This is a genomic window from Streptomyces sp. NPDC048278, assembly GCF_040652195.1.
Lineage (GTDB): Bacteria > Actinomycetota > Actinomycetes > Streptomycetales > Streptomycetaceae > Streptomyces.
Map to the genome: position 1 here is coordinate 173,933 of NZ_JBEZLP010000015.1, position 24,380 is coordinate 198,312.

Below are 24,380 nucleotides of genomic sequence, written 5' to 3' on the forward strand. Positions count from 1 at the left end.
CCGTTTCGGACGTTTGAACGACCCCCCGGTGTACGGAAGTTGATCACCTGCCGAGGCGGCGGTGACAAGTGGTGCGGCAGGCGTTCCCGTCGGCCCGGCCGCGCCTACGTTGACTCCGTGCGGACGCAGCAGCAGGCAGGCGGCAGCGGAAAGGACGCCTCTTCCGAGGCCTCCCGGACCCCGGCCACCGTCACTCCCCTCGGCTCCACGCGACCCGTCGGGCCCACGGAACACGCGATGCTCGCCCTCCAGGGTCGGGCGGGGAACGCGGCCACCACGCTGGCGCTGCGGGACGCGAAGGGCAAGGGCATCGCACGGCCCCCGGCGGTACGCGGCCGGCCGGTGGCGCCCGTGGCCACCGTCGAGGAGGAACGCACCGAGCCGGGCCTCGTACTGCCCCCGTACCTGATGGACTTCCAGGCCGCCGGGCTGTCCACGGCGTACGGCCTGACCGGGCACGAGTTCGTACGGAACGCGGTGACCGCCGTCGTCGGGCACGGCGACGGCACGGTCGCCGAGATCGGCGCCGAGCTCGCCGGACGCCCCGGTTCCTTCTACGGGCAGGGCCGCGCCTTCGCCGTCGAGGGCAGGACCGGCAAGGAGTGGTACGACGTCACCGTCACCGTCTCCCGCGCCCCCGACGACCGGCCGCCCGTCTTCCACCCCAAGGACCTGCTCGCCCAGACCGTGCCGGACCCGGACGGGGCGCCGCTCGCCGCGGTGGACGACACCGAGGGCAAGGACACCAAGGTCGACGTCCAGCACAACACCGCCGCCACCGTCGCGACCACCGCGAGCGGCAGTTCCAGCAAGGGCGCCGGCGGCATGGCCTTCGGGCTCGCACCCGTCGTACCGGGGCTGTGGCTGGGCGGCGCCGGCCTGCTGAACGCGCAGCCCTGGCAGTCCTCGCGGGAGTCCCGCGGCCAGCGCAACGTGGCCGAACCGCGCGTGCTGCGCAGCGAGAAGGGCTCCGTCGAGGCACCCCGCAGGGTGCGGTACGGCGTACGGGTCAAGAAGCAGGGCACCCAGCAGGCGCAGACCTTCCACGGCTCGGGCGCCCTCACCCAGCGCGTGCCCACCGAACACCTCGTCCCGGCCGGCACCCAGGCCCCCGCAGCCCCGCAGCCCGTCGACGCGGACACCGCCCGGCTCGTCTCGCTCGCCGACTCCATGGCCCCGGTCGCCGTCACGGACACCGCCGCCCCGCACCAGGGCGGCGGCGGGCTCTTCGACACGGTCGCCTCCGTCCTGCACCCCTCGCTCACCGCGCCCGGCGCCCCCGGCCGCTCCCGCCTCTACGAGGCCACCTCCACCGCGACCGTCCTGGAGGACATGCCCCGGCTGCTGCGCGACGGCGTCACCGGCGAGGACCTGGCCGCCAAGGACGGCGGCACCGTCGGCAGCTACCGCCTGCACGCCGAGATCACCGGCATGTCGCCCGCCTGGGGAACCGGCGGGACCCAGCTGCGCACCCACCAGCAGACCCAGCACACGGTCACCGAGAGCGCCGGCAAGGGACGTGCCCTCGCCGGCGGCCTGGGCCCGGCCATCGGCGTCGGCGTGACCGGCAACGCGGCCGTCCTGCGGGGCACGGCCATGCCGGTCGCGGCGGCCCGCAAGGCCCGGTTCACCGTGGCCGAGCAGACCGTGTCCAGCCGCCAGGGCGCGGAAGTGCGCGGCGACAAGGTGCTCTACCTCGCGACCGTCCAGTTCACCGCGGAGGGTACGGGGCAGCGCTCGGCCGAGATGGTGCTGCGCCCCGGGACGCGGGTCGCCCGGCACCCGATGCGGGTCTGGATGAGCCTGCGGGCCGACGAGGCGCGCTCCCTCGGGCTGCCGCTGCCCCCCGGCGCCGAGGCCAAGGACGCCGAGGATCCCAAAGAGGCCCAGAACCCCAAGGCCCCCAAGGACCCCAAGGACCCCAAGGACCGGAAGAGCGCCAAGGAGTTCATCGAGAAGGCGAAGCGGACCGACGAGAACGGCGACGAGGCCGACGTCGAACGGCACCTCCCGTTCGGCGCCATGGGCTCCAGCGTCACCCTCAGCCAGCTCGACACCCGCCCCCTGGTACAGGCCGTGGAACAGCTGTTCGCGACCGATCCCCAGCTGTCCGGCTACCTGCCCTCCTTCGGCACCGACGCGCGCCCCACCCCTTCGTCCAAGGAGGAGGCCGCCCTCCAGCGGCGCAACCACCGCGAGCTGATGGCCGCCCTGTCCGAGACCAACCTCCGGGTCAACAAAGACCAGTTGACCAGCACCGGCATCCGGGTGCGGCTGCGCCGCAAGTCCACCCTGCACTCCCACGACGTGCAGGTCCACGTCCGCGGACAGCTCCGCGAGACCGGCTACCTCGGCGACACCGACGACTGGCTGGTGCGCAGCCACTCCGGCGTCACCGCCAACACCCAGAGCGGCCGGGGCAGTTCGCGCTCGATCGGCGGTCTGGTGCTCGGCCAGGCCAGGATCGTCCCCGGCATCCTGACCGGCTCGGCCCGCTACGAGAGGCACAGCACCGGAACCCGCCGCAACCAGGCCGGCCCCACCACCCGTACGGACGTCCTCACCAACGGCTCCGAGAAGGCCAGCACCTTCGGGGCGGCCCTGCGCTTCGACGTCGACGTCACCATGACCTCCCGGCAGCGCAAGCTGGGCCGCGCCCTCACCCCCGGCGCCCCCGGCCGGCAGGCGCCCGAGGCGCGGCAGCTGGCGGACCTGCACCTGGACGAGCAGGACGTACGGCTGGTCACGCCGACCGAGTTCACCCTCGACGAGGAGGGCAAGCAGCGGCAGGACGCGGTGGGCGACCGGCGCCGGGCACAGGCCCCGCGCCCCGAGCACGCCGTCACCGCCGAGGGCATCGGCGACCTGGCCGGTCTCGCGCCCCGGCCGTCGGTCGGGCAGCCGCTGCGGGACTGGCAGCTGGTGGAGACGGTCGGCGACGGCCAGGCCGTCCGGGACCTCGCCTTCCAGCTGCTGTCCAAGGCCGCCGCCCGCAACAAGGGGGTCCGCGAGGATCCCGCGCTGCAGACCGAGGGGCTCGCGCCGCGGCTGGCGATCGAGGAGCGGTTCGGGCCGCAGGCCATCACGGCGTCGCTGCGGCAGGCCGCGTCCTCCGGGTGGGTGGTGAAGAACCTGCGCTATCCGCGCCGGCTCGCCGCGCTGAACGGGGCCGTCGGCACCCGGCTCACGCTGACCAACCCGAAGTTCCTGCACCGGGGCGCGGGTCCCGGCACCGAGACCTTCGTGCTCGGCGGCCACCAGGCCGCCGGTCAGGAGGGGCAGGGCACCACCAGCACCTGGCAGTTCGGGGCCACCGGCTCGGAGAACGACGCCGAGTGGCGGCTGGGCCAGGGCCTCTCCGGGAACCGCACCACGAGCCAGGGCGACGCCCGGACCGCGGCGCTGTCCGGCACGGTCGAGCGCAACGCCCACACCCCGAAGAAGGCGCCGCTCTACCTGGTCCAGTGCGACCTGCTCGTCACCATGGTCGCCGAGGTGAAGGTCACCGGCGGCGGCCCCTACGTGGCGACGGCCGCCCGCACCCTGCCGGCCGAGGCGGCGGTGTGGCTGACGGAGGCACAGCTTCCGGCACCGATCCGCCGCCAGCTGAAGCTCGACCCCGAACCGGCGCCGATGACGTCGTCGAAAACCTCGCCGAAGACCTCGCCAGCGGACTCGTCGCTGACGTCGCCGTCCCGGCAGCCGGGGCAGCGGCCCGCGGAGAGCTCCCGGGCGGGCGCCGAGCGCGAGGGCCGGGAGCAGGCGCGCGCCGCGGACACCGCCGGGTCCTCGACCTCCGCGCCGCCGCGCACCGCCGCCCCCTCCTTCGCCCGCACGCTCCCCCTCGGCTTCGGCATGGTCGAGAACCTGCCCAACTTCGTACCGCTGCTGGCCCGGCTGCGCAGCCGCCTCGCGGAGAACGGGCAGCAGAGCCTCGCCGACGACCTGCTGCCCCGGCAGCAGCTGGCCGACCGCAACGACAACGTGCAACGGCTGCTGCGCGTCCTGGACCGCGACGGCAGCGCGGGACTGCTGTCGGGCGCGATGGACGGCGGGGTCACCGTCGAGCTGTTCGACGGCCGCAAGACCCCCTACTGGGCGGTGTTCAAGGTCAACCGGGTCGCCGACGGCGCCTACGACGGTGCCGCGGACGACGGCCGGGACATGGAGTACATCACCGCGGCCGTCGCCCAGCAGGCCGCCACCCACGACGAGGGCGCCTCGACCGGCGTGGAGGGGATCTTCGCCGGCTCCGGCAAACCGGACGGCGGGGCCGGGCAGCTGAAGAGCATGGGCGGCGCGGCGGGGCTCGGCGTCGGCTCGGGCGGCGCGCGGCGCTCCGGCACCGCGAGCCGCGGCCAGCTCGGCATGAAGACGGTCGCGGAGGCGAAGACCGCGAAGTCGTCGAAGATGCGGGTGCCGATCGAGGCCACCCTCGAACTGCACCGCGGCGACCGCCGGCTGGCGCTGGTCTCGCTGGGCCGCCAGGCGGTGACCCACCGCGTCCTGGACAAGGACCTCGCCGCCCTCGGCCGGCTGGCCGCGCCCCGCCGGCAGGCGGTGGCCCCGGCACCCGGCCCGGGGGACGGCCGCCCGGCCGCGCTCGGCGGCTGGCGCTCCGGCGGGGTGCGGCTGCCGATGGAGGCGCAGGTGAACGGCTTCCAAGGGGCCCCGCAGGTACGGGAGCTGGTCAACTCCGCGGTCCGGGAGGCGGGCGGCGGGGACCGCTTCCGGTCCAAGGGCCAAGCCGCCGCGTACACCCTTCAGGAGGCCGTCTCCACCGAGTGGCTGACCGCGGCGCTGCCGCTGCTGACCTCGGCCGGGGCGGAGCTGCCGCCGGTGCACGCCAGTGGGGCGGCGGGCCAGGATCTGCGGGCGTCCCTGCACGCGCGGCTGCGGGACGGGCGGGTGCTGGGCGTCGGCGACAAGATGACCTTCGAGACGGTGGGACAGAGCCATCTGGACGCGCCCCGGCCCACCCAGACCGACGGCCTGAGCTCCGCCGACCACGGCCGGTCGGCGCGCGGCCTCGCGGGCGCGGGGCTGCTCAACGCCGACGAGTTCCGCCTCAACCAGATGATGGGCAACGCCGGTGGCGCGGGCGGCGCGGCCGACGCGGCGGTGAACGCGTCCGGCTCGATGCCGCTGCACAAGCCCAAGTCGGCGTCGGTCCTGGTGCAGTTCACGCTGGACGTGCGGGTGGTGGCGCAGGTGACCGACCGCGTCCGCGCCGGCCGTACCGGGACGGCCGTGCGGGAGCTGACGCTGCCGCGGCCGGTGGTGATCCGTATGCCGGAACCGGCGGTCCGCCGCATGCTTGCTGCGCAGCCGGACCGGCTCCAGGATCCGGACGATCATCTGGGGCTGCGGAAGAAGGCGGCGCCGGTGCCGGTGCCTCCGGCGAGCTGAGGGCCGACGGGCTGCGTGGCTGTGGCCGGTGCTCGGCTGACGGTCGGTGGGGGCTGGTCGCGCCCACGCGGCGGTAGCCGCACATCGACACGGCCCCGCGCCCCTTACGGGGCGCTGTCCTCGGGGTTGGTCAGTCCTCGACCCGGATGCCCAGCTGTGCTGCCAGTACCGGGGCCAGGTCGAGCAGTTGGGAGGTGCTGATCACGGCGCCGGACAGGCGCTCCACGCCGGTCGCGATCTCCAGGGACGCGGCGCCCCGCAGATCGACGTCCTTCATGGTCACCCCCCGGAAGTCGGCGCCCTTCACCGTGCAGCCGATGAACTCGACCCGCTCCAGGGCCGCGTTGCCGAAGTCCGGTTCCACCAGGACGCAGCCCTCGAAGACGACGTCTCTGAGCTTCGCGGTGCGCAGGTTGAGGTAGTCGATCTTGCCGCCGCGGATCACCACGCGCTCCAGGACGGAACCGTGCAGCTGGGTGCCGCCCAGCCGGGCGTCGACCAGCTCGACGTCGCGCAGGGTCGCCTCGGCGAGATCGGTGCCGACGCCCCTTATGCCGGTGAGCACCGTGTCCAGCACGCGCGCGTGCCGCAGCCTCGTCTCGTCGAAGGCGCAGTCCGTCAGCGCGCAGTCCATGAAGCGGGCGCCCGCCGCGTCCTGGCCGACGAAGTCCGCCTCCCGGAACGCCTGCCCGTCGTAGTCCCCGTCCGGCTCCAGCTCGCCGCCGGTCCAGGGCGCCAGCTCGGGCAGCCGCACCTCCGGCCGCCGCGCGCCCTTCACCCTGCCTCCGCCGGCCCCACCGGCCCCTGTCCTCGCCATGCCCCCATCTTGCAGGCTGCCACTGACAATCACCGCGGCCCGGGTGCGGGAGCGGCCCGCCCTTGACCTCAAGCGCACTTGAGGACGGAGAGTCGCACGGGTCAGAGAGCCGGACCGCCGGACCGGCCGTCACCTCGGGGAGTCCCTGTGCACGCCATCGTTCTGCACGCCTTCGGCCCTGCCGAGAACCTCGTCCACGAGAAGGTGGCGCCCCCGGTGCCGGGCCCGGGCCAGGTGCGGATCGCCGTCGCCGCGGCCGGTGTCCACCTGCTCGACACCGCGCTGCGGGCGGGCCACCAGGGCCCGGCGCCGCACCCGACCGTGCTGCCGACGATCCCCGGCCGCGAGGTCGCCGGGGTCGTCGAGGCGCTCGGCGACGGCGTCGACGGGGGCTGGCTCGGGCGGCGCGTCGTCGCCCACCTCGGCTTCGTCCCGGGCGGGTACGCGGAGCTCGCGGTCACCGAGGTCGAGCGGCTGCACGAGGTCCCGGAGAACCTCGGCTTCCCCGAGGCGGTCGCCATGATCGGGACGGGGCGTACGGCTCTGGGCATCCTGCAGTTCGTGGAGCTGGGCCCGGATGCGGTGGTCCTCGTCCCGGCGGCGGCCGGCGGCATCGGCACGCTGCTCGTCCAGGCCGCCAAACACGCGGGCGCCACGGTGATCGGCCTCGCGGGCGGCCCCGAGAAGGCGGCGCGGGTCCGGGCCGAGGGCGCCGACCTCGCCCTCGACTACACCGACCCCGGCTGGGCGGACCGGGTCCGCGACCACTCCGGGACCGTCACCGTCGTCCTCGACGGCGTCGGTGGCGAGACCGCCCGGGAGGCCCTCGCGCTGCTCGGCGAGGACGGCCGGCACCTGGTCTTCGGCTGGTCGGCGGAGGGTATCGCGGCCGGCGGCGGCCACCTCGCCGACAGGCGGTCGGAGTCCCTCCTCGGCCCCGCGATGCTCCGCCGGACCGGCGGCCCCGACCCCCTGCGCACCCTCGAACTCCGCGCCCTCGCCGAGGCCGCCCACGGCCGGCTCCGCCCCGCCGTCACCCGCTTCCCCCTGCCCGAGGCAGCCACCGCACACCGCGCCCTGGAAACCCGCGCCACCATCGGCAAGGTGATCCTGGAACCGTGACCGTGAGCGGCCGAGTGCGGGTCGTGGTGGGTTGCTCGCGCAGTTCCCCGCGCCCCTTAAAAACAGCGAGTCACGGAAGCGCCCCTTCAGGGGCGCGGGGAACTGCGCGGCCAGCCACGGCGGTGGCGCGGCCGACCTGCGAGAAGGTGCCGCGCAATCCCGCCGATGACCTGTGGCCACCCGGCCAATTCGCAGTATCCGGCTGACGTTCCGCAATCCGCTCGCTACTCTCCGGCCCTGTGAAGGCAACCGGCACGGATCCGCTCCGGTTCTCGCTGCTCGGCCCCCTGCGCGCGTGGCGGGCCGAGTCCGAACTGGAACTGGGATCGCCCCAGCAGCGCGCCGTCCTGGCCGGGCTGCTGCTGCGCCGGGGCCGCGCGGCCGGGCTCGGCGACCTGGTGGCCGGTGTCTGGGGCACCGACCCGCCGCCCGGCGCGGTCTCGGTGCTGCGCACCTACGTCTCCCGGCTCCGCAAGCTCCTGGAACCGGAGCGGGAGACCGGCGAGCCGCCCCGGCTGGTGGTGTCCCTCGGCGACGGGTACGCCCTGCGCACCGACACGGTCTCCAGCGACCTCGACACGTTCGAGGAGTACGTGGCCCGCGCCGAGCGGCACCGTGCGGCCGGCGACCCGGGCAGCGCGGCCGACCTGCTCCGCACCGCGCTCGGCACCTGGTCCGGCACCCCGCTCGCCGGGGTCCCCGGCCCGTACGCCGAAGCCGAGCGCACCCATCTGGACCGGCGGCGGCTGGGCATGCTGGAGACCAGGCTGCGCCTGGAGCTCGACCTCGGCCGCCACGAGGCGGTGCTGCCGGAGCTGGCCGCGCTGCGGGACGCGCATCCGCTGCGGGAGAACGTGTGCGAACTGCTGCTGCTCGCCCTGTACCGGGCGGGCCGGCAGGCCGAGGCGCTGGAGGAGTACGCCCGTACCCGCCGAACCCTCGTCGACGAACTGGGCATCGAACCGGGGCCGTCGCTGCGCGCGCTGCACGCCAGGATCCTGGCCGGGGAAGGGGAGCCGGAGGAGCCGGCCGCCCGAAGCGCCGCGAGCCCCGCCGGGGACCCGGCCGCGCAACCGCCCGCACAGACACCGCCGTTACCCAAGGCCGTGCTGCAACCCGCCCAACTCCCCGCCGACCTTCCGGTGTTCACCGGCCGCCGCAGCGAACTCGACCGCGCCACCGCACTGTTACCCGAGGACGGACCGCCGGCCGGTGCGACGATCGTGCTCGTCGAGGGGATGGCCGGCACCGGCAAGACCAGCCTCGCCGTGCACTGGGCCCACCGCGTCGCCGGCCGCTTCCCCGACGGCGCCCTCTACGTCAACCTCCGCGGCTACGACCCCGGCGGCACCGGCATGCCCCCCTCGTACGCGCTCCAGACGTTTCTCGTCGCGCTCGGCGTGCCCCCCGGCTCGGTACCGGACGGACTCGACGCCCAGGCCGCGCTCTACCGCAGCGTCCTCGCCCGGCGCCGGGTCCTGATCGTCCTCGACAACGCGCGCGACGCCGAGCAGGTCCGGCCGCTGCTGCCCGGCACCCCCGGCTGCCTGGTCGTCGTCACCAGCCGGTCCCGGCTCAGCAGCCTGGTCGCCGGACAGGGCGCGTACCCGCTCACGCTCGGCCCGCCGACCCCGGAAGAGGCCCGCGAGATGCTCGTACGACGGCTGGGCCCGGCCCGGGTCGCGGCCGAACCGGAGGCGGCGGACGCCATCGTCGGCCTGTGCGCGGGGCTTCCGCTGGCCCTCGCCATCACCGCCGCGCGCGCCGCCCAGCACCCCGGCTTCCGGCTCGCGGACATCGCCGACGAGTTGCGGGAGAACCACGGCGGCCTCGACGCGTTCGCCGGCGGCGACGCCGAGACGGACGCGCGGGCCGTCTTCTCCTGGTCCTACCGCGCGCTGCCGCCCGCCACCGCGGAACTCTTCCGCCGGCTCGCCCTGCACCCGGGACCGGACGTCACCAGCCCGGCCGCAGCCGCCCTGGCCGGGGTACCCATCAGGGCGGTCCGTGCTCTGCTGGCCGAACTCACCACCGCGAACCTGCTGATGGAGCGCTCCCCGGGCCGTTTCGTCTTCCACGACCTGCTGCGCGCATACGCGACGGAACTCGCGGAGGCGGAGGCGGAGGCGGAGACAGAGGCCGAGGCCGAGACGGAGCCCGAGGCTGAGGCGGGGGCGGGGGGCTCCGCGGCCGGGCGTGCGCTGCTGCGCATGCACGACCACTATCTGCGCACCGCCCACCACGTGGCCGCCGTACTCGGGCCGTTCCACGCGACGGTGCCGCTGCCCGAGGCCGTGCCGGGCAGCTCCCCGGGCCGGTTCGAGGACCGCAAGCAGGCCACCACCTGGCTGCGCACCGAACGGCAGGTGCTCGGCGCGGTCGTCGCGCACGCCGCCGCCCACGGCTACGACGAGCACGCCTGGCGCACGGCCTGCGCGCTGGACCTGTACTTCAACCGCCTCGGCTACAACCACGACCTCGTCGAGATCAACGCCATCGCCCTGCGCGCCGCCCGCGCCCTCGGCGACCGCGTCGGCCAGGCGCACGCCCTGCGCGGACTGGGCTACTCGGCACTGCGGCTCGGCCGCGCGGAGGGCATGCGGCAGCTCGAACACGCCCTGGAGCTGTTCCAGGAGGCCGGCGACGGCTTCGGCGAGGCCCTCACCCGCCGTTCGCTGGCCTTCCAGACCAACCAGGCCGGCCGGCACGACGTCTCGCTCGGCCACTACGACCGTGCCCTCGCGCTCTACCGCGAACTGGGGCTGCGCAACGGCGAGGCGGGTGTGCGCAACGAGGTCGGCTGGACGTACATCCTGCTCGGCGAGCACGAGAAGGCACTGCGCGAGTGCGAGCAGGCCATCACCGTCTACCGGGAGACCGGCGACCTGTTCGGCCTGGCCTCCGCGGAGGACAGCCTCGGCTACGCGCTGCACCATCTCGGCCGGTACGACGGGGCCGTCCCGCGGTTCGAGCGGTCGGTCGAGCTGTTCCGGGAGATCGGCGACCGCTACATGGAGGCCGACTCGCTGCGGCACCTCGGGGCCACCCACCGCGCCGCGGGCGACCCGGCCGGCGCGCAGACGGCCTGGTCGAGGGCGGTCGTCCTGCTGGCCGAGGCGGGCAACCCGGAGGCGGAGGAGGTACGGGAGGACCTGCGCGCACTGGGCGGGACCGGCGCGGTGGGCAACGGCCGGTCCGGTGTCGCGAGTGCGGCGGCGGGGCATCAGGAGGGGTCGCGTTCGGCGTGACCGCCGCCCGGTAAGGCGGGCCCGGTCCGCGGCGGGGGCGGGGGCGGCGGGCCCTCGCCGAGCGAGATCCCCTGTTCCTGGAGGGCCAGTTTGAGGTTGCGCAGGGCGTAGTAGACCCGGGACTTCACGGTCCCGTGCGGTATACCGAGGGCCTCCGCCGCCTCCTGCGTGGTGCGGTCCGCGAAGTACGTGGCCTCCAGCGCCTCCCGGTGCGCGGGCGAGAGCGCGTCCAGCGCCTCCCGCAGCACCATCGCGGAGAGCATCCGGTCGATGTCGTCGGTCCCGGCCACCACGGCGGACTTCTCGCCGAGCCAGGCACTGCCGTCCACCTCGACCGGGCGGGCGCGGCGCGTGCGGTGGCCGTCGATGACGAGGTTGCGGGCCACCCGGAACAGCCAGGGCCGCACGGACACCTGCGCCGCGTCGGCGGGATCGGCCCAGCCGTTCCATTTCTCCGCGTTCTTCCAGCAGCGCAGCAACGTCTCCTGGACGATGTCCTCCGCACGGTGGCAGTCCCCGCCGACCAGCCGCACGACGTACGCGTACAGGGCGGGACCGTGCGCCTTGTAGAGGCCGTGCAGCGCCCGTTCCTCGGGCGAGACGGCGGCGGCCGATCCGATGACAGTCAGGTTCATGGGCGTTCCTCGGTGTGGTCGACCCCCGTGGGCCGAGAAATTCCGTGCTCCGATGAGATGACTTGGGCGGGGTGCGGCGGCGAGAGCCGCTGCCGGTGGCCCTCAAGCCGGTCCGAGTGTGCCGACCCGGGATCCACGTTCCGTTGACGCCTGGTGTACGACCCCGTCGACGTAGCGGCGGACCGCCGTGACCACCTCGGCATGGGCCGGCGGCAGCAGCTCGCGCCGCGCCAACTCGTCCCACAGGTCCAGCAGTTCACGGCCGTGACCGAGCAGGGCCCGCGGGTCGTCGAGGGCGCCCCAGGCCGCGGCGGCACGGGCCACGGCGTCGGCGGCCCGCGGATCCCCGCCGCGGCAGCGGACCCGGGCCACGGCCAGCGCGGGCACGACGGTCTGCCGCCGTCCGTCGCGCAGCCGGGCGAGCACGGACTCCAGGGCCCGCACCTCCCACACGTACGGATGCGTATCGCCGCCGACCTGCGCGAGCCGCTTCCGCAGGGTGCTCGCCAGTTCGTACGCCTGCTCCAGCTCGCGCACGGCCACGTCGTCGACGAGCCGCTCCATCCGGGCCGCGAGGGCGGCGGGGACGAGGGGGGCCGGGACGAGGGGGGCGGCGGGGCGGACGGCCACGGGTGCCGGTGTCGGTGGCGGGGACGGGGACGGGATTTCGGGTGCCGTGGGCGTAGGTGTCGCGGACGTAGGCGTCGCGGGTGTGGCGGGGAGGACGTGGCTGGAGCCGTCCGGGGCGACCTCCAGGTGGAAGCGGGTCGCGCCGGGGCGGTCGTGCACCCATGCCGTGACCGGTGTCCCCCGTTCCCGTGCCTGCCGTTGGAGCAGGTCCAGGACCAACTCCTGGACGGACCGGCCGGATTCGGGGAACAGCGGCACGCCGTCGACGAGCGCGGCTCCGTCGTCGGAGAGGAAGACGTCGACGTTGCCGCCGTGACCGTCGTTCTGGCGGTCGCCCCCGTGGTTGGTCTCCATGGTCGTACTCCTCACTTCACTGGGTGTCCGGAGCGGGCGTCGCGGCGGGCGTCGCGGCGGCCGGTGGCGGGGCGGGCGGCGAGGTCGTCGTCGGTGGGGGCGTGACGAGGCCCTCGTACTTGGCCAGCAGGGCCCGCACCCCGGCGACGTAGCCCTGGGCCTCGTTGGTCTTCGGCACGCCCTGGGCCTGGCGGACGGCGTCCAGGCCCTGGTCGTAGCCGACCAGCGCGAGGTCCAGGACGGAGCCGTTCGCCGCGCCGCTGTCGATGAGCTGCTGGGCCTGACCGGCGAGGTCGCACAGGAAACGGCCCTGCGCGACGATCGAGTCGGCCGGGTCGAGTGCCGACGTCTTGCCGTTGCCGTCCTCGTCCTCGCCGAACCGCGCGAAGACCGCGGGCGGGAGCTGTGAGATGCCCTGGGCCCCGTCCGGTCCGACCAGCGTCCGGTTGTAGTTCGACTCGCGCTCGATCTGCGCGGCGATCACCGTCGGCCCGATCGCGTCGCACAGCGCGCCCGCCTTCTGGATGGGGTCGACGAGATCGGCGGGGACGGCGGCGGGGTCGAGCTCTCCCTTGCCGTCGCCCTGGAACACCGCGATCAGGTCGTCCGCGGAGGGCTGTCCGCCGCCGCCTCCGCCGCCCCCGCCGAACGCCGTGATCAGCGCGATCAGGGGCGCCAGGATCACCCCGAACCCGCCGATGATGATGATCACGACCACCGCGCCGAGCAGCACCACCGGCGACAGCAGGCAGCCGCAGCCGGACACGGCCAGCGCGTTGCGCACGGCGGCCGAGGCCGCCTCGCCGGCGTCGTCTCCCGTTCCCTCTTCCGAACCTGAACTCATGTGTGCGCCTTCTCCCTTCCGGCCGTCCGCCGGTGCCTTTGAACCGCCCGGGGTGACCGTGCGTTGTGAGGTCCAACGGACTCGTGAGACTCAAACGGGCCGGAAAGCAAACAGGTTCAAACCATGGGAAACCGGATGGGCAGCAACGACATGAGAGACAAGGCGGCACGCGCATGACCGCTCCACCGACCACTCCGCCGGGACCGCAGTCCTGGGTACGCGGCCCGACCGCCTACGGCGGAACCGACGCCCCCACCACCTCGATTCAGGTGCCGATACCGACGCCGATGCCGGTGCCGACCCCGATGCCGATGCCGACGCCGGTGCCGTTATCGGTGCTGGCACCCGCACCCGCACCGGCCGCCGAGGCGGCGCCCGCACCGGAACCCATGGCGGCGTACCTGTCGGCGCCCGCACCGGCCCACGTACCCGCGCCCGCTCCCGAAGCCTCTTACGAAGCCGCTTACGAGGTCACTTCCGAAGCCGCTTCCGAACCGGCCCTCCTGACCGGCGCCCCCGCGCAGGGCCGTCGGCATCGGCGCCGGAACGGGCCACCGCCCCCGGCGGTACCCGACCCCGCGGCCTCCTGGAACGCGCCGCCGGAGGCCGAGCCGCCCCGGTCCGGCCGCCGTGCGCAGCGGACCGTGTGCTGGGTGAAGGCGCACGGCGGGGCCGGTGCCAGCACACTGGCGGGGCTCTTCGGGGGCATGGACGCGGGGAGCCGGTGGCCCGACCCGGCCGCCGGGGAGCCGAGCCGCCTGATGGTGGTGGGCCGCACCAACGCCGACGGCCTCCAGGCGGTCGCCCAGGTCCTGAACTCGCTGCGCGAGGGACGCGCCCCCGAGGGCCTGAACCTGCTGTCGCTGGTCCTGGTCGCGGACGCCCCGGGACGGCTGCCGTTCAGCCTGGCCCGCCGGCTGCGGATCATCGCGTCGGTCGCGCCGGTCCAGTGGGTGCCGTGGGTACCGGCCTGGCGGGTGGGTGGCCGGCCGAAGACCCTGCCGCGCGAATTCTCCGCGCTCGCCGATCTGATCGGCGTACGCCTCGGGGACGAGGAGGACGGCCGATGACCCCGACCGGCCCGGCCGGCCTGCCCGTCACCCTGGCCGCGTTCGACCCGGGTGCCGACGGCGACCAGATCCTCGGCATCCTCGCCTGGTCCGCGTCCGCCTGCGGCGTCGCCGGGCTCATCACCATCGGCATCCAGATGGCGCTCCAGCTCCGCCGCGGCGACCCGGGCGAGGGCGGCGAGCACTTCCGGGGCGTCTTCTTCGTCCTGCTCGGCTGCGTGATCGCGGCCTCGGCGGGCCCGCTGATCGAGGCGCTGGGCGACCTGTCCATCTGAGCCCCGCCCCACACCCCGCCCCGTCCCACAACCCCGGCCCCACCCCCGTATCCGCGGTGCCGCGTCCCCGCACGCCCACCCCTACACCTTTCATCCTCCTTCACACCCTTTCATCCATGTTCGTCATGATCCACGGAGGGCATCATGAGCACACTCCTGCACTCGGCCTCGGTCCTGCTGGCCGACGGTGCGGTACCCGACCCCACCCGCAACGCACCCGACCAGCTCACCGGCAAGGTCAACACCGTGCTGGGCATAGCCGCCTGGGCGGGCACCGCGGCCGGTGTCGCCGGCGTGCTGATCACCGGCGCGATGATGGCCATCTCCCTGAAGCGCGGGGAGAGTTCGGAGCACATGGGCCGGCTCGGCATGGTGCTCGGCGGCTGTGTCCTGGTGGCCACCGCCGGCCCGCTGATCCAGTTCGTCTTCCAGTGAGCCGGCGGGAGACGATCCTCATGCGAGACAAGTCGAACGACCGCCAGGACGGCTTCGGCGTCCCCTGGCGGGACGAGACCCCGGCACGACGGGAACCGGCCGGCCTGCACCGGCGCGGCCCGCGCGAGGACACCCGTGTCCCGCGTCCGCAGTGGGCCGAGGACGGGCCCCGCCCGTTCTGGCGGCAGCGCAGCTGGCAGCTGTCGGCGGGCTTCTTCGCCGTCGTGCTGTTCGTGGCCGCCGTCGTGGCGCTGACCAGGAGCGGCGGCTCGGGCAGCGGCGACGGCACGGTCTCGGCGCGCGGCGGGCAGGTGGTGGCCCTGCCGACCATGAACGGTGGCCGCCCCGAGGGCTGCGCCACCGACGACGGGACCGGCGACGGGACCGGCGACGGCACCGAGGGCGGGACCGGGGGCGGGGACACCACGCCGCCCACGGCCGTACCCACGGACGTGCAGTGGCGCGACCTGTCCGGCAGCCGGGTGCCGGTCTCCGCCTCGGCGGGCCCCACCATGACGACCGGACCGGTGTGGTGGTGCTTCGCGCACACCCCGACCGGCGCCGCGCTCGCCGCGCACGTCATCCCGTCGCAGATGAGCGGGTCCGCCTGGCGGACGGTCGCCCGGATGCAGGTGGTCGCGGGCCGCGGCCGTGACCTGTTCGTCACCCAGCGCGCCACGGTGCCCGACACCCCCCGGGGCGCCTCGGGTTCCTCGGCCTCCTACGCGGGGTTCTCCGTGGTGTCGTACCGGAAGTCGGCCGCGACGGTGGCGCTGCTCATCAAGACGGCCAGCGGCTACGCCGCCACGAACGTCGGGCTGCGCTGGGACGACGGTGACTGGAAGGTCGCGCCCGCCGCCGACGGCTCGCTGCACACGCCCGTCCAGACCGTCTCCGGTACCGGCGGTTTCCTCCTGTGGGGAGTGTGAGATGGCAGCGACCTGTACCACCGGCGACCCGCTCAGCGATGCGGCCAAGGGCTTCTTCGACTTCCTCGGCGATCCCATCGGCACGATCGTCGCGGGGATCGCGAACACCGTGCTGTCGGCCGCCATCTCGGTGTTCGGCAGCCTCACCACCGCCATCCCGACCCTGGCCGGGGAGGACTCGGCCCGCGCGGTCGACGACCAGACCCAGGGCATCGTGGTCTATCTGGCGGTCGGCTCCCTGCTCTTCGCCGCGGCCCGGATGGCCCTGGAGCGGCGCGGGGACGCGGGCCGTACCGCGCTCAAGGGCGTCATCCGGATGATCCTGGTCGCGGGCGCCGCCACCACCGTCCTCACGGCGGCGGCCCGGCTCTCCGACCAGTACGCCGACGAACTCTTCGCGCAGGGCGCGCAGAACCAGCTCGACAACTTCGGCTGCCAGACCGACATCGAGTCCTTCCTGCTGCTGATCCTCGCGTTCCTGCTGCTGGTCGCCGGGATCGTGCAGACGATCCTGCTGTTCGTGCGGCTCGGCGTGATGATCCTGCTGCTGGGCACGCTGCCGCTGGCCGCGGCGGCGTCGATGACCGACTGGGGCGGCGGCTGGTGGCGCAAGCACATCGGCTGGATGGTCGCCTGGCTGCTCTACAAGCCGGCCGCCGGACTCGTGCTGTTCGCCGGTTCGGCGATCTTCACCGCGGGCGGTCAGGGCGGGGCGGACGGCAACGGTGACATCAACCAGCGCATCGCCGGCATCGGCGTGATGCTGCTGTCCGCGATCGCGCTGCCCGCGCTGCTGAAACTCGTCGTACCCGCCACGGCCGCGCTCGGCAGCGGCAATGCCATGTCCGTCGCGATGTCCACGGCCGGTTCGCTCGCCTCGGGCGCCCGGTCGACGGGCGGCGGCGGCAGCGGTGGCGGAGCCGGCCAGGCGGGCCCCTCGGGCGCGTCGGGCACCGGCGGCGCAAGCGGCGGCAGCGGCTCCGCGGGCACGACGGGTTCGGCAGGGTCGGCCGGCTCGGCAGGGTCCAGCGGATCCGCGGGGTCCGCCGGCGGTGCCGGGTCCGCGGGCGGCGCGGGCGCGGCCGGCGGTGCCGGTGCGGCCGGTGCGGCGGCAGCGGCAGGACCCGCGGCAGCCGCGGTCGCCGCGGCACAGTTCGTCGGCCGCGTCGCCTCCGGCGCCGTCCAGGACGCCGACGGCGACCGAGGCCACAACAGCTGAGCACAGCGCCCCTGAAGGGGCGCGGGGAACTGCGCGACCAACCCCCACCGGCCGGTGCCAAACACACCACGCCACCCACCCCGCACCACACAACCAACCCAAGAACAAGCCGCCCCAAAGGGGCGCGGGGAACTGCGCGACCAGCCCCCACCGGCCGGTGGGAGACACACCGCCTCAGCCACCCCCCTCCCCACCCCGCACGTCACCCCTCGCATCCCACACCTCACACGAGAAGGAGGTCCCCTCCCATGTCCACGGAAGCCGTCACCCATCCCACCTACGGAAACTGGCGTCGTCCGCGCAGGCCGGGTCTGGGTCCGCTCGGGCTCGTCGGCACCTTCGGTGTCTTCGGCGGGCTGATCCTGACCCTGCTGGTGTCGCTGATCTCGCTGACCGCGGCACTGGTCGTGATCGGACCGCTGCTGCTGTTCCTGGTCCCGCTCGCCGTCCGGACCCAGGACGGCCGCAACGTCTACCAGTTGATGACCCTGCGGATCGGCTGGCGCCGCCGCAAGCGCAAGGGCGCCCACCTCTACGTCTCGGGCCCGCTCTCCCGCCGTCCCGGCGGCCGGTTCCGCCCGCCGGGTCTGCTGAACAAGGTGACCATGCACGAGGGCCGGGACGCCTACGACCGCCCGTTCGGCGTACTGCGCCACGCGGCCCGGGGCCAGTACACGATCGTCCTCGGCTGCGACCCCGACGGCGGCTCCCTGGTCGACCCCGACCAGGTCGACGTGTGGGTGGCGATGTGGGGCGACTGGCTGGCCCGGCTCTCCCACGAACCCGGCCTGCGCGGCGCCGCCGTGATCGTGGAGACCGCCCCCGACCCGGGCACCCGCCTCGCCAACGAGGTGCTGCCCCGTATCGCCCCCGACGCCCCGCCCGCCGCCCGCGCGGTGATGGAGGAGGTCGTCCAGCGCTATCCGAGCGCCTCCTCCGAGATGCACACGTACGTCACCCTCACCTACGGCGTCCCGCCGGGGCAGAAACGCACCCCGGACGACGTCCTCACCGACCTCGCGATCCGCATCCCCGGCCTGCTCAGCGGGCTGGTCGGCGCGGGCGGCGGCGCGGCCTACCCGCTGTCCGCGGAGCGCATCGCCGAGGTCGTCCGCGTCGCCTACGACCCGGCGGTCGCCCCCGACGTGCTCAACGCCCGTGCCCAGCACGGCGGTACCGGCCTGGAGTGGGAGGACGCGGGGCCGGCCGCCGCGGTCGAGACCGTCGGCAGCTACCAGCACGACTCGGGCGTCTCCCGGACCTGGCTGCTGACGCTGGCGCCCCGGGGCACCGTACGGTCCTCGGTGCTGCGCGGGCTGCTGGAGGCGGCGCCCGGCACCCGGCGCAAGCGGGTCGCGCTGGTCTACCGGCCCATCGACCCGGCCACCTCGGCCCGGATCGTCGAGTCCGACCGGCGCAGCGCGCAGTTCATGGCGACGTCCGGGCGGGGCATGGTGCAGGCCCGCGCCGCCTCCGAGGTGCGCGCGGCCGAGCAGGCGGCGGCGGAGGAGGCGGCCGGTGCGGGGCTCGTGGAGTTCTCGCTGATGCTGACGGTCACCGTGGACTCGGACGCGGAACTCGCCGACGCCGGTGTGACCGTGCGCAACCTGTCGGCCGCCGCGCGCGTGCAGTTGCGCGCCGCCGACCGGATGCAGGCGGCGGCCTTCAACTGCACGCTCCCCGCCGGGCTGCTGCCCTGGGAGCAGACCCTGGTTCCGCAGCAGTTGCAGGAGGCACTGTGAGCAGGCGCGACAGCAAGAAGAAGCCGGCCGACCGGCTGTACGTGCCGGCCCGCGGCTGGGCCGGACCCGGTGGCGGGCGCGTCGGGCACATGGACCCGCCGACCATGTGGCGGGCCACCACCGTGCAGGCCTGCGGCATGTGGCCGTTCGCGGCGGGTTCCGGCTCGCCGATGACCGGGGTGCCGCTCGGACAGCACCTGTTCACCGGCGCCACGGTGTGCGGGGACCCGCTGAACTGGTTCACCCGGGCCCGCTACATCTCCAACCCGTCCCTGTTCATGCTGGGCATGCCGGGACTCGGCAAGTCCACGCTGGTCAACCGGATGCTGATCGGGCTCGCCGCGACCGGGGTCGTACCGCTGGTCCTCGGCGACCTCAAGCCCGACTACGCCGACACCGTACGGGCGCTGGGCGGTCAGGTCATCTCCATCGGGCGCGGGCGGGGCGGCATCAACGTCCTCGACCCGGGCGCGATGGGCGCGGCGGCGGCCCGGATCGGCGGGGAGGCCGGCGAGGTCCTCAAGGCCGAGACGCACGGCCGCGTCCTGAACATGGTGGCGGCGCTGATCACCATCGTGCGCGGCCGTCCGATGGACGACCACGAGCAGTCGGTGCTCTCCGCGGTCCTGCACCATCTGCGCGAGCGCACCCCGGCCGGGCGTTCGCTGCTGCTGCCCGACCTGCTGCGGGTGCTGACCGAGGGGCCGGACCGGGTGCGGGCGGTGACCCTGGACCGGGGCGACGACACCCGCTACCGGGACGCCGTGGACCCGCTGCACCGCTCCCTGCTGGGCATCCTGGACGGGCCGCTCGGCGACACCTTCGCCTCCGAGACGTCCACCAGGATCAACCCGGACGCGCCCGCCGTGTGCATCGACATCTCCGGCATCGGGGAGGCGGACACCCAGCTGACCGCCGCGGCGATGCTGGCCGCCTGGTCGGACGGGCTCGGCACGGTGGCCGCGGCGCACGCGCTGGCGGACGCGGGCCTCGCGCCCCGCCGCTGGTTCTTCACGGTCCTCGACGAGCTGTGGCGACCGCTGCGGGCCGCCTCCGGCATCGTCGACCGCATCGACGCGCTCACCCGCCTGAACCGCTCGCTCGGCCTCGGCGACGCGAAGATCACCCACACCCTGAAGGACGCGGAGGCCCTGGGCACGGACTCGGACCGGGCCAAGGCACGCGGGTTCGTGGAGCGGGCCGGGATGGTGGTGTGCGCGGGTCTGCCGCGGGCCGAGATGGAGGACCTGGGCAAGGTCGTGGGCCTGTCCCAGCGGGAGATCGAACTGGTCTCCTCCTGGTCGTCCCCGCCCGGCTGGGGCACCTCCGGCGACCACGAGGAGCCGCCCGGCCGGGGCCGCTTCCTCATCAAGGTCGGCGGCCGTCCCGGCATCCCGATCCGGGTCGCCATCACCGACGTGGAACGCCGGCTCCACGACACGAACACCCGCTGGACACCGAACGGGGTGACGACGAGCCGGGTGGTGGACCTCGGCGCGCTCGGACCGGGCGGCACAGCCGTCCCGGCCGCGGCGGCCGAAGCATTCGGCCCAGTCGAGACGGCGGATTCCGGGACCGCGGCCGGGGCCGGGGCTGCGTCTGAGGCGGCCGATGTCGGGGCCGGTATCGGCGTCGGGGCCGGTATCGGTGCCGGTATCGGTGCCGGGGCCGGTATCGGTGTCGGTGCCGAGGCCGGTGTCGGGGCCGCGGTGGAGGCCGTTGCGCAGGATGCCGGGCCGGTCGTCGGACACGGTGGTGCCCCGCAGGACGCCGCGTACGGTGCCGCGCCCCTGGACGACCCGCCGACCATGCTGCTGAGCCGGCTACGGAGGCCCGCATGAGTGCCGGGCGGCCCTCCGCAGCCGGAGGCGGCCAGGAGATGGCGTCCTGGGCGGTCGTCGCGGTGGCCGCCGTGTCCCTGCTGCTGTTCACGCTGCTGTGGTGCGGCGGCACCCTGGGCGCCGGACTCAGCGGACACGGCTGGAGCGCACCGCCGTTCGCGCTGTCGACCGTGACCGCGCTGGCCGCCGACGGCCCGGCCCGGCTGTGGCCCGGGGCACCGCCCGCCGCGGTGTACGCGGGCCTGGCCGGACTGCCCGCGCTGCTCGCGGTGCCCGTCGTCGTCGGCGTACGACTGGTGCTGAAGCGCCTGGCGCGGCCCTCCGGGCTGGCCGGGAGCCGGGAGCTGGCGAGCATGTGCCCGCAGGGCATCGCGGCCCGCGCCCGCGACCTGCGCCCCACCCTGAAGGGCCGCGACCGCCTGGACCCGGACGAGACCGGCAACCTCCTCGGCGACCTCGACCCCTCCGGGCCCGAACTCCGCTCCTCCTACGAGGACGTGGAACTGGACCTGATGGCCCCCCGGGCCGGCAAGTCCACCGGCATCGCGATCCCCCGGGTGCTGCGCGCGCAGGGCCCGGTGCTGCTGACCTCGAACAAGTCCGACGTGTACGCCGTCACCCGCGCCGCCCGCGCCGAGGCCGGCACCGTGTGGACCTTCGACCCGCAGGGCATCGCGCACACCCCGCGCGGCATGTGGTGGAACATGCTCGGCGAGTGCACGACGATCGAGGGCGCCCGCCGGCTGGCCGGTCACTTCGTGGCGTCGGTCAACGACGACTCGTCCCAGAAGGACTTCTGGATCGCCGCCGCCCAGAACACCCTGACCGCCCTCTTCCTGGCCGCCGCGCGCGGCGGGGTCGACGTCCGCGAGCTGCTGGCCTGGCTCGCGGACCCGGCCGACCGCACCCCGATCGACCTGCTGCGGGATGCCGGACTCCCGGCGATGGCGGACCAGTTGCAGGGCACCGTGCGGGGCGCGGTGGAGACCAGGGACGGCATCTACGAGACCGCCCGGCAGACCGTCTCCTGTCTCCTGGACCCGGAGATCCTGGCCTGGGTGACCCGGGACCCGGACCTGCCCGAGTTCGTGCCGGCCGTCCACGTCCTCGGCCGCGACACCCTCTACCTGCTCTCCAAGGACGGCGGCGGCTCGGCTGCGGGCGTCATCGCGGGCATCGCGGACGCCACCATGCGGGCCGGCGTGGTGGCGGCGGAGCGGATGGGCGGCCGGCTGGACCCGCCGATGACGGCGGTCCTGGACGAGGCGGCGAACGTCTGCCGCATCTCCGATCTCCCCGACCTGTACTCGCACTTCGGCTCCCGTGGCATCAACGTCGTGACGCTGCTCCAGAGTTACCGGCAGGGGGCGCGGGTGTGGGGCGACGCCGGCATGGACGCGCTGTGGAGCGCGGCGACCGTCAAGCTGCTCGGCGCGGGCCTGGACGACGCGGACTTCGTGCAGAAGATCTCCACGCTGGTCGGCCAGCACGACGTGCGCACCCCCAGCATCTCCCGCAGCAAGGACGGCACTTCACGGTCGTACTCCTACCGCCAGGAGTCGGTGCTGCCGCCCGACCGGATCCGCGCCCTCCCCAAGGGCACGGCCCTGCTCCTCGCCACCGGCATCCGGCCGGCCCTGATCCGGCTGCGCCCCTGGTACAAGGAGCCGGACGCGGGCCCCATCTCCGCAGCGGCGAAGGCAGAGACGGCGGCCATCACCGAGCGCGCCGCGGCCCGGCTGGGCGCTGGTCCGGTACCGCTCACCAAGCCGACGGAACAGATGGAACAGATGGGACAGATGGAACAGACGGGCACGGCCCCCACGACCGCGTAGGCGGCGAGGCAGCGGGGCACATGCGGCTGGGGCCGGGAGCGGATGCCGCTCCCGGCCCCAGCCGCATGCTCTGCCGCCACCGCACGGCGGCGCTACGGCCCCGACAGCGCGATCGCGGCGGCGATCCCGAAGGCCAGACTGGAGGCCAGGAACCAGCCCAGCGCCTGCTCCCACGTCCGCCGTCCGGCCTCCCGCAACGCCCGCACCAGGCAGTACCCGCCCAGGCCCGTGCCGACGGCCGTCAGGGCCAACTCCCCGTACATACCGCTCCTTTCACGCCTCGGGGGACGAGCCCTACGGCCCGTCCCCCCACCTCGTCCGGCGTCGCCGCGCCCGCTACTGCGCCCGTCCCCCGGCGTTGTTGTTGGCCGGTGCGCTGGTGCTGCGCACCATGGCCGCCGCCTGCACCACCTCACTGTTCTGGGCCACGGTGTCGGAGTTCGGGATCTGCATGCCGGCCACATCCGCGGCCAGTTGGTTCATGTTCGGGGAGGGCAGCCGGGGCGGGGTCTGGTTCGGGGAGTTCCCGGTGGTCGCCGGCCTCCGGTCGGCGAGGACGAACTTCACCGGATCCTGCAGCCCCGACGTGTCACCCCGCTGCTGTGCCTGCTGCACCCCGAGGTTGGTGGCGTGCAGCACGGTCATCTTGTTGCCCGCCAGCAGTGACTGCTGGACGCCGTCCTTGACCACCTGCGTGTGCAGGTTCTGCGGGTCCTCGGGCTTGTCCCGCTCCCGCCACGAGTTCTGGGCGTCCTTGGTCAGATTCAGCCCCGGGATCACGCGCAGCCCGTTCACGTCGTACGCCTGCATGGTGATGTCTTTCCAGACCTGGTCGGAGACCGTCCGGGTCGGCATCACCGTGTTGTCCGGGTGGGGTTCGTGGCTGGGCTCCCCGTACACCATGTGGATGGCGTCGCTGAGCGAGTTGACGGCCATGTAGCCGATCACCTGCTCGCGGTCCGGGTCCTGGGTGTTGAACTTGGCGCTCAGCCAGTTGTCCCTGTCACGCTGGTAGTTGGGGTCGGTGGGGTCCGCCCGGTCGATGCTGATCGTCTCCGGCACGAGCCGCTTGGGGCCGCTCTGCTCCGCGAACGTGATGAAGTTGCCCTTGTCCGCCGCCTGGACCATGTTGGCGTAGTTCGACAGCCACGCCTCGGCCCCCGCGGTCATCACCTCCTGCCCCTTGGTGCCCACCTGGGAGTAGAAGCCGTTGACGTCGAGGTGCGGGGTGAACGACGGTTCCATGTCGGCCTCGGGGAACTTCTGGCCGTGCGGCAGGAAGTCCGTCTGCATCGGGTTGCGCATGAGCACGCGTTGGCCCTGCGAGAGGTCGATGACCTTCAGTTCGGCCTTGTCGTATTCGATGGGTGCGGCGGCTTCCGCATTGTATTCGCGGTGATTCTTCGCCGCTTCGAGTTCGCCCTCGCGCATATGCCGGTGCGACAGGTCGAGGGTGAGACTCGTCTCCCTGGAGTTGATCAGCATCGCGGTCAGGTCCTTGGCCGCGATGAAGCCCTGATTGCCCATCTCCAGGGTGTAGATGTCCCGGATGGTCTGCCCGTCGAATTTCGACTGGTCCAGATTTCCGGCCAGCCAGTCGGCTTCCTTGTAGGCGTTCCGGATCTCGAAGCCGGTGCTCTCGGCCTCCTGCTGGTACTCCGCCATCAGCCTGTCGTACTCCTGCTTGCCGGTATCCCCCGACCGCCGCCGGGGCATCACCCACAGGAACTTCTGCGACTCCGGGAATCGCGTAGCGAGGTCCCGGAGGCCTTGCTTCGCGTTCTCGCTCATCGGCCCGCCGAACCAGATGCCCTGCACGCGCTGCGGGTCGTTCACCGGATCGAATGCCATGTGTGTCTCCTTCACTCACCGACGGTTTTCCTGTCCGGCACAACGGGCCGCACGAACACCGCGGTTCAATCCGGCTGAACCTCACGGGACCGTCCTGTCGTAGTGCTGGCGACGAGACCTCGCC

General features: G+C 74.0%; 17 protein-coding genes. 11 read left to right on the forward strand and 6 right to left on the reverse strand.

Annotated elements, in window-relative coordinates; translation table 11 throughout:
* Window positions 1-117 precede the first annotated feature (117 nt).
* Complete coding sequence (locus tag AB0D74_RS26160; RefSeq protein ID WP_362591637.1) at window positions 118-5,409, forward strand: hypothetical protein; 5,292 nt, start codon at window positions 118-120, stop codon at window positions 5,407-5,409.
* A 130-nt stretch (window positions 5,410-5,539) separates the two neighbouring features.
* Here the strand turns inward: AB0D74_RS26160 and AB0D74_RS26165 are convergent, their stop codons facing one another.
* Window positions 5,540-6,226, reverse strand: a complete 687-nt coding sequence (locus AB0D74_RS26165) for a pentapeptide repeat-containing protein (RefSeq protein WP_362591640.1) — start codon at window positions 6,224-6,226, stop codon at window positions 5,540-5,542.
* 147 nt (window positions 6,227-6,373) lie between these two features.
* On the opposite strand from AB0D74_RS26165, the gene AB0D74_RS26170 reads away from it, so the two are divergent.
* Both AB0D74_RS26170 and AB0D74_RS26175 read left to right on the forward strand, forming a co-directional pair.
* A complete protein-coding gene (locus AB0D74_RS26170) occupies window positions 6,374-7,348 on the forward strand; it encodes a zinc-binding dehydrogenase (RefSeq protein WP_362591643.1) in 975 nt (324 codons plus the stop codon).
* A gap of 239 nt (window positions 7,349-7,587) precedes the next feature.
* A complete protein-coding gene (locus AB0D74_RS26175; RefSeq protein ID WP_362591646.1) occupies window positions 7,588-10,596 on the forward strand; it encodes a BTAD domain-containing putative transcriptional regulator in 3,009 nt (1,002 codons plus the stop codon).
* On the opposite strand, the gene AB0D74_RS26180 is transcribed toward AB0D74_RS26175, so the two are convergent.
* From AB0D74_RS26180 to AB0D74_RS26190, 3 genes are all read right to left on the reverse strand, one after another.
* The gene (locus tag AB0D74_RS26180; protein WP_362591649.1) at window positions 10,572-11,231 is read right to left on the reverse strand and encodes a sigma-70 family RNA polymerase sigma factor; all 660 of its coding nucleotides are present in this window, start codon (window positions 11,229-11,231) and stop codon (window positions 10,572-10,574) included. The two genes, AB0D74_RS26175 and AB0D74_RS26180, sit on opposite strands and share 25 nt — an antisense overlap.
* 102 nt (window positions 11,232-11,333) lie before the next feature.
* Window positions 11,334-12,215: a hypothetical protein gene (locus AB0D74_RS26185; RefSeq protein WP_362591651.1), complete on the reverse strand. Its 882-nt coding sequence runs from the start codon at window positions 12,213-12,215 to the stop codon at window positions 11,334-11,336.
* Window positions 12,216-12,231: 16 nt separating this feature from the next.
* Complete coding sequence (locus AB0D74_RS26190; protein WP_362591654.1) at window positions 12,232-13,059, reverse strand: lytic transglycosylase domain-containing protein; 828 nt, start codon at window positions 13,057-13,059, stop codon at window positions 12,232-12,234.
* A 173-nt stretch (window positions 13,060-13,232) separates the two neighbouring features.
* Here AB0D74_RS26190 and AB0D74_RS26195 point away from each other — a divergent pair, with 173 nt between their 5' ends.
* The 8 genes from AB0D74_RS26195 (at window position 13,233) to AB0D74_RS26230 (ending at window position 22,405) form a co-directional block, all read left to right on the forward strand.
* Window positions 13,233-14,129: a DUF6668 family protein gene (locus AB0D74_RS26195; RefSeq protein ID WP_362591657.1), complete on the forward strand. Its 897-nt coding sequence runs from the start codon at window positions 13,233-13,235 to the stop codon at window positions 14,127-14,129.
* Window positions 14,126-14,404 (forward strand): hypothetical protein, encoded by a 279-nt coding sequence (locus AB0D74_RS26200; RefSeq protein WP_362591660.1) that lies wholly within the window; start codon window positions 14,126-14,128, stop codon window positions 14,402-14,404. The genes AB0D74_RS26195 and AB0D74_RS26200 overlap by 4 nt, the downstream gene beginning before the upstream one ends.
* Window positions 14,405-14,548: 144 nt before the next feature.
* Window positions 14,549-14,839 (forward strand): hypothetical protein, encoded by a 291-nt coding sequence (locus AB0D74_RS26205; protein ID WP_362591663.1) that lies wholly within the window; start codon window positions 14,549-14,551, stop codon window positions 14,837-14,839.
* A gap of 20 nt (window positions 14,840-14,859) precedes the next feature.
* On the forward strand, window positions 14,860-15,768 hold the full coding sequence (locus AB0D74_RS26210; RefSeq protein WP_362591666.1) for a hypothetical protein: 909 nt from the start codon (window positions 14,860-14,862) through the stop codon (window positions 15,766-15,768).
* Window position 15,769: 1 nt separating this feature from the next.
* Window positions 15,770-16,987: a hypothetical protein gene (locus AB0D74_RS26215; protein ID WP_362591668.1), complete on the forward strand. Its 1,218-nt coding sequence runs from the start codon at window positions 15,770-15,772 to the stop codon at window positions 16,985-16,987.
* Between the two features lie 248 nt (window positions 16,988-17,235).
* The gene (locus AB0D74_RS26220; protein ID WP_362591671.1) at window positions 17,236-18,729 is read left to right on the forward strand and encodes an SCO6880 family protein; all 1,494 of its coding nucleotides are present in this window, start codon (window positions 17,236-17,238) and stop codon (window positions 18,727-18,729) included.
* Window positions 18,726-20,570, forward strand: coding sequence for an ATP/GTP-binding protein (locus AB0D74_RS26225; protein ID WP_362591674.1), 1,845 nt, complete (start codon window positions 18,726-18,728; stop codon window positions 20,568-20,570). Before AB0D74_RS26220 ends, AB0D74_RS26225 begins: the two co-directional genes overlap by 4 nt.
* Window positions 20,567-22,405, forward strand: coding sequence for a TraM recognition domain-containing protein (locus tag AB0D74_RS26230; RefSeq protein ID WP_362591677.1), 1,839 nt, complete (start codon window positions 20,567-20,569; stop codon window positions 22,403-22,405). Before AB0D74_RS26225 ends, AB0D74_RS26230 begins: the two co-directional genes overlap by 4 nt.
* Window positions 22,406-22,497: 92 nt before the next feature.
* On the opposite strand, the gene AB0D74_RS26235 is transcribed toward AB0D74_RS26230, so the two are convergent.
* Together AB0D74_RS26235 and AB0D74_RS26240 are read right to left on the reverse strand one after the other, a co-directional pair.
* Window positions 22,498-22,668: a hypothetical protein gene (locus AB0D74_RS26235; RefSeq protein WP_362591680.1), complete on the reverse strand. Its 171-nt coding sequence runs from the start codon at window positions 22,666-22,668 to the stop codon at window positions 22,498-22,500.
* Window positions 22,669-22,741: 73 nt separating this feature from the next.
* Window positions 22,742-24,256: a hypothetical protein gene (locus AB0D74_RS26240; protein ID WP_362591683.1), complete on the reverse strand. Its 1,515-nt coding sequence runs from the start codon at window positions 24,254-24,256 to the stop codon at window positions 22,742-22,744.
* Window positions 24,257-24,380 lie beyond the last annotated feature (124 nt).